10 protein-coding genes and 1 pseudogene are annotated in these 12,169 nt (G+C 51.0%); 5 read left to right on the top strand and 6 right to left on the bottom strand.

The window, feature by feature from the left end:
- Positions 1-21 precede the first annotated feature (21 nt).
- The 3 genes from ASH01S_RS11835 to ASH01S_RS11850 all read right to left on the bottom strand — a co-directional run bounded on the left by ASH01S_RS11835 (position 22) and on the right by ASH01S_RS11850 (position 4,276).
- Complete coding sequence (locus ASH01S_RS11835) at positions 22-1,773, bottom strand: DEAD/DEAH box helicase (protein ID WP_245629043.1); 1,752 nt, start codon at positions 1,771-1,773, stop codon at positions 22-24.
- 359 nt (positions 1,774-2,132) lie between these two features.
- Positions 2,133-2,408: a non-specific DNA-binding protein Hbs gene (hbs, locus tag ASH01S_RS11845; protein ID WP_067928400.1), complete on the bottom strand. Its 276-nt coding sequence runs from the start codon at positions 2,406-2,408 to the stop codon at positions 2,133-2,135.
- Between the two features lie 83 nt (positions 2,409-2,491).
- The gene (locus tag ASH01S_RS11850; RefSeq protein WP_245629044.1) at positions 2,492-4,276 is read right to left on the bottom strand and encodes an ATP-dependent helicase; all 1,785 of its coding nucleotides are present in this window, start codon (positions 4,274-4,276) and stop codon (positions 2,492-2,494) included.
- A 1,003-nt stretch (positions 4,277-5,279) separates the two neighbouring features.
- Here ASH01S_RS11850 and ASH01S_RS11855 point away from each other — a divergent pair.
- Positions 5,280-6,227 (top strand): ParA family protein, encoded by a 948-nt coding sequence (locus tag ASH01S_RS11855; protein ID WP_067928406.1) that lies wholly within the window; start codon positions 5,280-5,282, stop codon positions 6,225-6,227.
- A 2-nt stretch (positions 6,228-6,229) separates the two neighbouring features.
- The gene (locus ASH01S_RS18535) at positions 6,230-7,126 is read left to right on the top strand and encodes a hypothetical protein (RefSeq protein WP_157067116.1); all 897 of its coding nucleotides are present in this window, start codon (positions 6,230-6,232) and stop codon (positions 7,124-7,126) included.
- A gap of 415 nt (positions 7,127-7,541) precedes the next feature.
- On the opposite strand, the gene ASH01S_RS19510 is transcribed toward ASH01S_RS18535, so the two are convergent.
- The 3 genes from ASH01S_RS19510 to tnpA all read right to left on the bottom strand — a co-directional run bounded on the left by ASH01S_RS19510 (position 7,542) and on the right by tnpA (position 9,600).
- Entirely contained in the window at positions 7,542-7,820 is a 279-nt protein-coding gene (locus tag ASH01S_RS19510) for an RRXRR domain-containing protein (RefSeq protein ID WP_083517091.1), read from the bottom strand.
- A 219-nt stretch (positions 7,821-8,039) separates the two neighbouring features.
- Complete coding sequence (locus ASH01S_RS11870; RefSeq protein WP_245629047.1) at positions 8,040-9,260, bottom strand: RNA-guided endonuclease InsQ/TnpB family protein; 1,221 nt, start codon at positions 9,258-9,260, stop codon at positions 8,040-8,042.
- The gene (gene tnpA / locus ASH01S_RS17990; RefSeq protein ID WP_083517093.1) at positions 9,208-9,600 is read right to left on the bottom strand and encodes an IS200/IS605 family transposase; all 393 of its coding nucleotides are present in this window, start codon (positions 9,598-9,600) and stop codon (positions 9,208-9,210) included. Before tnpA ends, ASH01S_RS11870 begins: the two co-directional genes overlap by 53 nt.
- A 525-nt stretch (positions 9,601-10,125) precedes the next feature.
- Between tnpA and ASH01S_RS18545 the strand changes: the two genes are divergently transcribed.
- The 3 genes and pseudogenes from ASH01S_RS18545 to ASH01S_RS19030 form a co-directional block, all read left to right on the top strand.
- Complete coding sequence (locus ASH01S_RS18545) at positions 10,126-10,950, top strand: helix-turn-helix domain-containing protein (protein WP_157067117.1); 825 nt, start codon at positions 10,126-10,128, stop codon at positions 10,948-10,950.
- A 159-nt stretch (positions 10,951-11,109) separates the two neighbouring features.
- Positions 11,110-11,856: a glucose 1-dehydrogenase gene (locus ASH01S_RS11890; protein ID WP_174520730.1), complete on the top strand. Its 747-nt coding sequence runs from the start codon at positions 11,110-11,112 to the stop codon at positions 11,854-11,856.
- A gap of 28 nt (positions 11,857-11,884) precedes the next feature.
- Positions 11,885-12,169 (top strand): annotated as a pseudogene (locus tag ASH01S_RS19030) (hypothetical protein); the annotation flags it as partial.

Raw genomic sequence — 12,169 nt, forward strand, 5'->3', positions numbered from 1 at the left:
CGGCTTTAGCCGTGTGGAGTGTCAATGCCCCACGGCCTTTGCCGATTCCGCATACGCGCGGAATCGTTCAATCCGCCTAGACAGCCACACTTTTCCGTTGTCTGTAGCCAAGACCTTTCTCCACTGCTCGGGATTGAAGTTCTTACACAGCGTCTTGATTCTCCTTTTTGCAAATACCTTCGCCAATGCATCCGCGGCCATGCCCCGGGTCCACGTATCGTCATAACGAATGCGATACTTATCGAGCACATACTTCTGACGTGGCGACATCGGTGCGTCTCGCCACTCTGCGTCCTTTTGGATGAGTTTCGAATTGAGCAGCTGTAGAAATCCCTCAGCAATCCCTTGCGCGTATTCGAGTGGCACAGGTCTGTCATGCAGCGGCATGAACTTTTCGTTGTTGAGTTCCAGCACCGGCCAGTAGTCATCGCCGTCACGATACAGATATGCCCATCGCGAGTCTTCGAAGGATATAGCAAACATATCCTGAATCTGTTGCCAACGATACCGTGCCCGATTGGCAAACAGGTTAATGGCTTCAGCCACCTGTTGGGCCTTCTCTTGCTTCTTCCGATTCGTTTCTTCTACACGGATGAGCCATTCGGTTACGCTTTCCCCGTTCTCCATGACCATTTCATCCGCGTTGGAATCCACAACTGTGGCGGTATGGCTGTTTAGCTTACGCTGTGTTTTCATGAGGCGTGTGAAAGTTTGCAGCGACTTATCCTCACTTGCACCAGTCAGATCCAACACAAGCGCATCAGTTTTGCTGGGATGGAGACGCAGGGCTCGGCCTACCATCTGCGTATAGAGCGCTTGGGAGCGGGTAGGTCTGGCGATGACCACCGCGTCCACATCCGGTTGGTCGTAACCCTCAGTGAGAATTTGACAGTTGACGAGCACCCGCAGTCGGTTCTGCGCGAATGCCTCTAAGATGGAAACTCGTTCTTCGGCCGACATTTTGCCGTCCACTGCCGCACACGCCATTCCTGCAGCCTGAAATCGTTCCGCCAACGCTCTCGCATGTTGGACATCCACCGCGAATACAAGACATTTGCGTCCAGACGCATGGGTTTGGACAGCGTCCACAACGGCATCAAGCGCTCCATCCACGTTCATGACGTACGACAGATCCTTCGCATTATAATCTCCACCTGTTGTACGAATGGCGCTAAGGTTCAGTCCTGGAACCTCAACCTTAATCCCGCGCACATCCGCCAAGTATCCGTCCATGATCATCTGGAGGATTGTGCGCTCATACGTCAAATGCTCGAACACGTCTCCAAGCTCCGTCTTGTCCGACCGCGACGGTGTGGCCGTTACGCCAAGCAAAGGCGGCCCATCTGACTCAAACACTCCAAGTTGTGTGAGGACGCCAAGCGCCCCTTCCGCACGGCTGTGGTGGCATTCATCGTAGATGATGAGCCCAGGTTGCGGAATCTTTCTCCCCGCAACCAGTGTCTGTGTTGACGCCAAAAGCACCATTCCCAGTTGCTCGTTGCGCTGGGCTTGAATTCGGCCGATCATGGCTTCAGGCCAGACAAAGTGAATTTTTTGTTCTGCCTGGTCGAGCAACTCGGAACGGTGGGCGATCACAAGGATAGGCTTTTCTGCTGAAACATCTTCGTAGAACCGTCGGGCAATCGCCCCGAATACTACCGTTTTGCCCGCGCCCGTAGGCAGGACAATCAGTTGACGACGATGGTTAGAGAGGGCGTCGAAAAACGCCTCAACAGCCTCTTTTTGATAGGGACGAAGCTGAAGTTTCATCATCGTAATGACGCCCCCTTTGTGGCTTTGTGCTACAATATTGCTCGAATCATACCCTGTCTCCAGCCGCCATATAAGGCGGCTTTTTCTACACCGTTATCCTCGACGTCGAAGGAAATACAAAGCGAAAACCACTAACGCAATTAGAACAATGACTGTAAACGGAAGGTGGCGTACCAACTGATACCCAATGCCCCAACCCATTCCGTGTACGATAGCTCGACCGAATACGTGTCCAAGGTGAGAATAGGAATATGCATGAGAATACGAATGGAAATATACAGGGTGATATCGCATATGTCCGTTGCTCCTTGTTGTTCCATGCCATCCCATTAGGGATGGCATGATTGTTTTGCCGCCATTTACGCTCTAACGACTGTCTTCAGTTCTTTTCCGGCCTTAAACGCGGGTGCAAGACTGGCAGGAATTGTAATTGCTTCGCCTGTCTGTGGATTCCGCGCGCGCCGCTCTGCTCGTTCGCGAACCTCGAAAGTTCCAAACCCCGTGATTTGCACCTTCTCCTTCCTCGCCAGCGCTTCCTGAATCGAAGCGAACACAGCATTGACGGCTGTATCGGCGTCTTTTTGTGAGAGCCCTGTTCGTTCTGCGACCTTGCGTACAAGTTCCGATTTCGTCATGACACAACCTCCTAGATATTCTTGATTACAACTCCAGTGTAACATGTATACATCTCATAAATCGGTCTGTTTTACACCGTTTTTCACTGCTGCAAAACCCTCACATATCGCGATAACTCCACTGGTTCACCGCCGTACTGCTGGGCGGCCATGAGATACAGGTTCTCCTTGGCGCGAGTGATCGCCACGTAGCACAGCCTTGTTTCCTCGCGCAGCCCCGGACCAAACATGGACTTCCGGTGGGGAAGAATCCCCTCTACGAGATCCACCACGAATACCGTCCACCACTCTAGGCCCTTTGACTTGTGAATGGTCATCAGTTGAACCGCGTCGTCCTTAGGTTCCTTGGACTTCTCAATTACCCAGTCCACATACCTCAGAAACTCAAGCACAGTCTTATACCTTTTTGCTGACTGAATCAACGAATCCACCCACTTGACCGGCTCGTCTGCGTCTTGTTGGCGCACCACCGTCGCGTGCGTGTCCACCAGCCAACGTAGGGCCTCTGCCGGGCTTTCGTATCGGCTCAACTTTTCCACGGTCTCGCGGAATTCGTGGCACTTGGGATGAGCCATCACTGCGTCCCAACCGCCGGCTTTCACTTCCTCAATGACCTGTCTGGAAATAAAGCGCTTCGGCCGATTGAGCAAGGGCAGCCATACGCCTGGATCGGAATGGTCCTGTGTGATACGGAGGTAATTCAGCAAAGTCTTTACGTCATGGTTTTCATAAAAGTGCTTGTCCCCTACGACTTGGTACGGAATGTCGTGTTCCGCCAAGAGTTCTTCATACACACGGGACTGAACGTTGGTCCGATACAGTACCGCGTACTCGCTCCAGGGAATACGCGGATAACGTTCATGCAAACGCGAGATTTCCTCGGCAACAAATTTAGCCTCGCCCCAGTCGGATTTCGACGTGATAATTTCAGCAGTGGAGGTGTCCTCTGACACCTGACGAGCCGCTTGAACACGTTTGTCGATCTGGTGGCCACGGTTTAAGGCAATCACTTGCCCAGCGATGTCAAGGATCAGGTCGTGCGATCGGTAGTTCATGTCGAGCACAATCTTTTTGGCGTCCGGAAACTGTCTGTGGAATTGGAACATCAGATCCGGGCGGGCGCCGCGAAACCCGTAGATGGACTGAAAATCGTCACCAATCACAAACAGATTGTGAGTGTACCGAACCAACTCCAGCAAAAATAGCCATTGTGCGAGATTCGTGTCCTGAAACTCGTCCACAAGCACGTATCGCCAGCGTCGGCTCCATCGGTCACGAAAGTTCGGATCTGACTTGAAGAACCGCAGGGCGTATAACAACATGTCATCGAAGTCGAGAATGTGCTGCTCGGCCTTCAAGGCCTCGTAGGCGGAATACACCTTGGCCAGAACTTTATCATCCACCTGCTCCGGCATGAGTGCTTCAGCTTTCGCCCGGGAGATCTCTGTTAAGGCATCCTGTGCGCTTTTATACAGGGGACCTACGCCATACGGGTTGACGCGACTGGGTTCGTCCAGCACGCTTTCCATCAGCCAGGTTGGATCGGTTGCCACCTTCCAGTCGTCTTTGCCCAGCATCGATTTAAGCATTCGATAAGCAACAGAGTGCATCGTGCCGATGGTCACTTGTTTGGCCGCTTCCCTACCTACTACGTCCACCAAGCGTATTCGCATCTCTTCCGTCGCCTTACGAGTAAAGGTACAGGCAAGAATGGCACGAGGGACAACACCACTCTCTATGAGGTATTGGATCCTGGCAATGAGCACAGCAGTCTTGCCAGACCCAGCGGCCGCGATGACCATGCAGGGCCCGTCCTTGTACCGAGCAGCTGCTTGCTGGGCTGGGTTCAGTTCTTGAAGTGTAGGCACGTAGAAGGTGCTCCTTTCCCAGTTTGCATAAACCGTTTCTACGGAATCGGTTACTATTTGACGTTCCGTAATTCGCGTCTCTGGGGGTACACGCAGAATGTGCGTGGAGAAGCGCGGACAATCCGGGGAGTGTTTCCCGTGTGGGTTGGTAACTAGACAATAGGCTGGGGGTTGTATCTGATAGCGCCGAATATGCATGGGCACCGGCCGCTCGGGTTTACACATACACAGAAGGGTGGCATTCGCGCTGTAGAGTCGATGTAATACACTCTGCACATTCGTGCCACCCTCGGCTAATTCTCCATATTCCAAGCGCGTTATCCCGGCCTCCGTCTTGGCCTCAATCCACGCCACGCTCATCCGCCTCGCCCCCATCTCCCATTGTGCACGAGACTGGAGGCTGAAAAATGCAAGTTTGATGCAATCTCAGTTTGTTCACCGACTGATTCGCGCGGAAACCCCTGCCTTTAGGCATGGGGAGGAAGCGCGTTCCCTTTCGCATTGATCGGTCAGTGCTATAGTAGAGTCATTCTCCATCCACTACTTTTAAATTCTATTTTAGAAGGCTATCCGTAAAACTGTGTTGAAATAGAATTTTAAACTTCCAATTATTCAATTGGTTCTCCATCTCGTGTCGGAACACAGGTAAATTCAATGCTTGGCATTAACAACACTTCATTTCCGCATGTAGGGCAAGTTATAAGATGGTCGCTATCTAACTCCTGCTGTCCGCCTAAAACTTCATCGTGAGAGTGCTTTTCTCGGCACCATGGACACTTCCAATAATCAACAGTTTTTGTTTGTTTCAATGGTTTTCGAGTTTTCGCCACAGAAATTCCTCCAAATCAAACTGGAAACCAAAATCAATATATCAACACGCTTTTACGAAGACCCTTTAGAACTAAGGTTGGCGTTAGAACTAAGTATAGAATAAGCTGTAACCTTGACTCTAACTTAGTCACTTCGGTACCATGAATACAAATTGCCTTTAGGAGGCGTACAGATGGCTGTTACTTTGTCCTTCATGCTGCAGAAAGGCGGCGTAGGTAAGACGACAACCATGGGAATTATGTCGTTCTTGCTCGCTCGAATGGGCAAAAAGGTCCTGGCCGTCGATATGGACTCACAGGGAAATGTTAGCACGTTACTGTTACAACGAAATGTATACACTTTCTCCAACGAGACAATTCTTGAGGCAGTTGAGGACCAAGACCCGCGCCCCTACATTGTTCCGTCCGTTGAAATCCCCAACCTTCATGTTATTCCAGCGGATGATCTTCTTGCGATTTATGGGCGACGCATCTATGAGATTCAACGAGAAGAGCAAAGATCTGTTCCACCGCTTTTATATCTCAAACAAACCTTGGATGTAGTGCGAGACGAGTACGATTATATCCTAATTGATTGCCCTCCCAGCTTAAATGAACAAACCCTTTCGGCATTGGCTGCCTCAGATTGTGTCGTGACGGTTCTCCAAGCGGAGGTTTATGCCTATCAAGCACTCACGCGTTTCTTTGAGACTTTATTTCATGTCAAGAAGAACGTTAGGCCAGACCTCGTCATGCTCGGTATCGCCGTCGGCTTAACAGACCGATACACTCTGCAAGACACGATTTTGGACGAATGCCGAGATGAATATGGTGCCCTGATATTCAACACGGTGATACGCAGACTCGCCAGAGTTGCCGAATTCGCCACATTGGGCATCTCTGACGCACGAAAGGACCAAAAGACCGCTCTCACGCAATACGAAGACTTGCTAAAAGAAATTCTGGACCGTATCGACTCGGGATTCTACGACAACTCCATCTACTTACGAGCCCTTCAGAACAGGTTGTATTACATCGATGGCAAATTGCAAGAAACTCTTCCAGAAGTTAAACGTATCCGTTTCGAAGGACTGCGCGATGAGACGCTTCAGCACATCGAGATCGCAAAGGAGTGGGTGTAATAATGGCCAGCACGAGAGACAAGCTTCGTAATCGCTTGAAAGCAGAGAGGCCGCGCTCTCCCTACGAATCTCTCTTCGACGGAAACGATGTTACAGACATATCGAAAGATGTGTCAAAGAAAAATGATCGTACCAAATCCACTGTTACTACTGACTCCAAGTCTGGTATCGACTCTAGGGTTAACTCTAGTTTTAGTTCCAAAGTAGAGTTCAATAATGACGGTAATGATAACTTTAGTTCTAATGCCGATACTACCGCTCGCGTTAATTCTGGTAGCAATACTGATGCCGATACCAATAATGATTCCGATGCCAGTGTCAGCGTTGGTTCAGTGACTAATACTAAATCCGACTATAATGTTGACATTGATCCTAAAGCTGACATGGATACCGAATCTAGTGATGGTCCTTCTATCGATTCAAGTTTAGATATTAGTTCTGACGTCGGCATTAGTTCTAAGTTGCGTAATGATACCAACTCTATATCTGATAATATTTCTGATAGTAGTTCTGGTAGTAGTATTGAAATTCGAGTTGAATCTAATTCAAATTCTACTTCTAGCCCTAACCTTGCTTCTACTACTAATGCCCGTTCTGATGTTGACTCTAACTCTAGTTTTGGTTCTAAATCTGAAGCTAAATCTCCATTCGGAGATCCAGAAGCTGCACAACAATACGTCGAGAATTACTTGAAAGCCGCGGCACAAAATCTCATAAGCGTTCGCAATGGACGCGTTGTGAAGATGAAAAAAACCGATACTTACACACATACAACATTGTATTTGGATAAGGCAATCCAGCCGCGACTCGAGCGTTATCTCAAGCAGACTGGGATCGACAAGTCTCCCTTCATCAATGTGGCAATTAGTTTTCTCCTTGATCATCTTAGTGTGAAGTGACGCACCAACGCACTCCGGCGCCGGGAGGCCCCGACGTTGCCCGTGGAGCGATGACTCCCGCGCCGAGGCAAATTCGAATCTGTCCCCGAGATGTCGGACGGTTGCGCGCCTCTATTGCAAAATTTAAGGCCGCCGCAGCCAAACGCCAATAGAAGAGTCTAACAAAGTCCAATAAACATAGAAGGCTCAGTACCGGCCACTGACGTTCTGGGTTTAGTATAAACTGCGGACGTCTCTCTAATCTGTGGCAGGGGTCGAAATTCAGATTTTCAAGCACTCCAGAATCGGCGACAGAGCAGAGAAGAGCCATAGAACGAAGTAACCCCCCGGATTACCAGAGGGTTACTAACCAGCTACGCAGGATTAAGTTTGCCTTTATAATACCACGGTGTGAATAAAGTTTCAATCGGCAAATCTACAATTTCATCGAATTTGGCGCGGCGCGGATACCCCTGTCTCTAGGCATGGGGAGGAGCGCCGCGCTTCCTCCCTTCAAAAGCCGTATTGATATCCATCTGCCTTGTGCACGATCTCGCAGTACCGATGCGAAATCCCATCCACAGTGCCTACACGAAAAACGGCGAAACACGGCCGCTTTGCTCTTCTTCAGAAGCTGTCTGGCCCGTGCTGGGTGACAGGGCATCAGCGGGTTTCGATGATTGTCCAGTACAAACACACGGTTTTGCTTACTCATGGCAGTTACCTGCCTTTCTCCCCGATTGGGGGTCACGTTGGCCTCGCCCGGTTATCCCGGCTTGTCATGCCCGGCATACTGGCTTCCACCCCGTATGCCTGTTTAATGCCGGACGGCAGGGCCTGGAGCTGGCCTCGCACCCCAGGGTGCCATGACCGGGATAACGTCTGCATGAGGGGCTGTTCCCTCTCATGAGGGCTGTTGACGTTCTCCCCAGCCCTAAAGGACGGGGATTCTTTCTCGCTCATCGCGAGCTACGCGGGTGCGCAGGTGCGGATGCCACCGCACTCCCGTGGGGGACGCCATCGCCCCGACTACTGGGCCGAGGCCCAGATACTTGCGCCGAATGTTTACCGCTCCAACGCCATCTCGATGGAAACGGAACCCGCAGGTCGGACAAATATACACTCGTCCCTTCGGTTTATGGCGACAACCACAGCGTGGGCATTCCTGGGAGGTATACGCCTCATCCTGGAGCTCCACCCGTATTCCGAGCCGCTCTGCCTTGTACGTGATCAGCCAGCGAACTTTGCCACTGACCATCTGGTGGATTCGCTGGTTCACCGCAGGCCCGTAATCCACCCGCTTTCGGAGATCCCGCACGTCGCCGATGACCACCGTCTGCACCCCGCTCGCGTGGAGGGTGGAGACCAGCATTGTGGTCTGCTTGTGCAGGATATCCCAGATTTGATGGTCGAGCTTTCGCAGTTGTTTCCGCTTGCTTCGCTGCAGCTTCCGCCAGCGGCGTGACCCTTTCTGCATACGCGATTGTTTGGCCGAGAGAATCGCCTTCAGCTTGTTCTGATACCGCCGTGTGGCCCGAAGTTCCCGCCCGTTGTATATCGTCGTCCGTGTGCCATCATGAACCACCGCCAAGTGGACCTCCCCAAGGTCCACCCCGGCCGTGTCACCTTGGGCAACAGGTTTGGCCGCAGGTCTGACGTACACAGCTCGCAGTTCATAGGCCGTACCCGCCCAGCCTAGTTCAACCAATACAGGGATTTCCCAAGGCCAAGGTACGACCAGCGGGGCGTTGCCGCGTCCGTTGGAGAGGATGAGCTTCCCGGCCCGGACCCGGATCGCGGACGACTTCCACTGGATCCGAAAGTAGAACCGCCGACGATACGGCGGTTTGGCTTGCGGGTCCGTCTTCCGACGCTCGCGCCAGGATTTGAGGGCGGCGTAGAAACTCTGCACGACCGCATCAGCGCTGTGGGCATGAAGTTGGTTCGACGTGTGCCACCGCATCATGGAAGATGCTTTGAGCCAGATGTTTTTCTTGCGTACAGTGCGCCAAAACCCCACCAACGTGCGCGTGTACAGTTCACCTGCCGCCCGGGCTAAGGCATCCAACTCAGGCGTGGGTTTAAGGTGAAGTTTTCGTACTTCATACATGTTTTTGTTGTTCGATGTATTGTTTGATGACGGCAAGTGGCGCACCCCCAACGGTGGAGACAAAGTAGGAGTTGGTCCACAAGGTCGGCAAACGACTCCTAAGCCAAGGGAACTCTTCACGCAGTATTCTCGAAGATCGTCCTTTCATCAATTTGACCAAGCGGTGGATGCCAAACTGCGGATCAACTTCCACAAGCAAGTGTACGTGGTCCGGCATGACCTCCATTTCGATGATTACGACCCGACGTTCTTCCGCTACGGCCCTGAGGATTTCCTTGAGCCGTTCATCTACTCCGTTGACCAGAACCTTTCGGCGATATTTGGGGCACCAGACGACATGGTATTTGCATGAATACACGACGTTTCGATTGGATTTGTACTCCATGAGAGTATTATACAGCACGAAAGTATCTAATCGATGACAAAAGATTTGCCCGCCTTATCCCCAGGGCTGAAGCCCGTGGCTTGCGGCGGCCGAGTTTTGGTCAACCCCAGGCTTGCTCAACGCAAGCCCCCGGCTTTGCCGTGGGGTGGTTGACACAAACTCGACTAGATCCTCGCTCGACATAAACCGACCGAAACTATTTTCTCTCATGGCACATTATGCTATACTTCTCAATGACCAGCCAGCGCAGGACACATGCGCCGACACTACTCTTGACGTAGTGTATAGGGCGTAGTGTATCTATAGAGACAAATCTCGCGCATCTGGTTGGTCAGATGCGCTTTTATTTTTCGCCAGTAGCCCAATAGAAAGGAGGACCGTCGAACAGGGCGTGGTTGGGCAAAAAGAAAAGACCCTCAGGTTGGCCGCCGGAGGGGTCTTACGGGTTCTCGGTATGAATCTCGCAAAAAGAGATTATCATACCGGCTAGTTAAAGTCAACCACTTTCCGCTGTTCGATGAACCTATGGAGCATGACAAGCTCGAAGCCATCTGGGGACATCGACTGCTTGACGAGGGATTCCTCGCTATCCCCAATATCATCGTCCGCAATTACCGTCGCCTCGGAATTGAACATGGCGAGTTCGGTTTCATTTGCGCCGTCCTCACATACAAACACGACGGTCGAGATCCTTACCCGAGCCAGGAGACATTAGCCGAACACCTTCAGTGTAGTACACGCCAGATCCGCAAATGGGCAGATAGCCTCGAAAAGAAAGGTCTACTTCTCATCGGTCAGCGTCGCAATCGGCAGAGCAAACAATTCGGGAACGTCGTCTACAACTTTCGACCTCTCATCGAGGCCGCATTGAAGCTCGTCGGCGAAAAGCCACTGCCAGCCTCCAAGGAAGACTGGGACGTCGAGTATCGACAGCCGGTGGAACCTGAAGTTCCAGCGGAACCTCAGATACCGGTGGAACTTCAAGTACCGACGGGTAATACCGGACTTCAAGTACCACCGGTTCCGGAACTTGAAGTCCTCAAATTAGGACCTGAAGTTCCGCAGAATATATCACTTGAACAAACAAAAGAATATAATAAACCTGATCCTACTTTATTAACGGAACATCTATGCGAAAAACTCAGACAACAATTCTCATCTTCATCTTACGATACTTGGTTCCGTAATATACGCGTTGAGGGAATTTCAGATGACATCCTCTTTGTGGAAACAGAACATGAGCTGGCTGCTACGTATTGTCAGCAACACTATGTAAACAAGTTTCTCGACATTCTTCACGACCTAGGCTATGAAGTCAGTCATGTGAAATTCTTTGTCCGGGACAGTTGACACTTACTGATATAGACATTTATCCTAGAGTTGCTGAACCTGCATGAAAACGATTTTTGAGAGAACCGAGTTTGCTAGTCTTGAAAACTCGCTTATGAAACGACCATGAAGACCGCCATCAAAACAAAATTTAAAACATATAACGAAGGGATGATTAATGTGGGAAGGCTAGAAGGTAAAGTAGCTTTAATTACGGGTGCTGCACGCGGTATGGGCGCTTCTCATGCCCGGCGATTTGTTGAAGAAGGTGCTAAGGTAATTATGACGGACCTCAACGAGGAAGCAGGCTCCACGCTTGCTAAAGAACTGGGTTCCAATGCACTGTTCCTGCGGCATGACGTAACAGATGCGTCCTCTTGGAGTGAGGTGGTATCCAAAGGGACGTCGACGTTCGGACCCATCACCGTCTTGGTCAACAATGCCGGAGTTTTGGGCCCCATCGCAAATACGGCTGAGTTGTCCGTGGAAGACTACTTAAAAGTCTGTGCAATCAATCAACATGGGGTCTTCCTAGGCATGAAAACAGTGATTCCATCAATGCTGGAAGCTGGGATCGGGTCGATTGTGAACATCTCTTCGATCGCGGGAATAGTCGCCATTTATGGCTTCCCGAGTTTGGCGTATGTAGCCAGTAAGTTCGCGGTACGTGGCATGACGAAAGCCACAGCTGTTGAGTATGGCCCAAAGAATATTCGGGCGAATTCGGTGCACCCCGGATTCATCAAAACACCGATGATGGTGGAAGCAACCGATGAGTCTGGCGGCGACGCCCTGAAGCAGATCCCACTAGGGCGCCTCGGAGACCCGAACGAAGTATCGAACCTGGTGCTATTCCTGGCTTCGGACGAGTCCTCCTACATCACTGGTACAGAGTTTGTGATTGATGCCGGTATGTCCGCCCAGTGACTTGGAGGGCTGTTCAGGATATCCCAGGGTGGGTATGAGACAGGGAGCCGTGCTATCCACAAATCGTGTGATAGCACGGCTTTTCCATTGTGCTTTTTCGTATATTCGCCGTGATTTGTTATATGGCATCCTTACACTGAATCTTCGGTATCCAATTGGCAAGGTCTTCGAATCTCAAGACAAAGTTACGCTCGAACAGAGACAGCGATGGATAGCAGATATCGCTGAGGCACCGTTCCAACTACGTCTAGCTATAAAAGGATTATCGCCAGAGCAACTAGATACTCCATATCGCCTTGGTGAATGGACGGTT

The sequence above is a fragment of the Alicyclobacillus shizuokensis NBRC 103103 genome (genome assembly GCF_001552255.1).
Lineage (GTDB): Bacteria > Bacillota > Bacilli > Alicyclobacillales > Alicyclobacillaceae > Alicyclobacillus_G > Alicyclobacillus_G shizuokensis.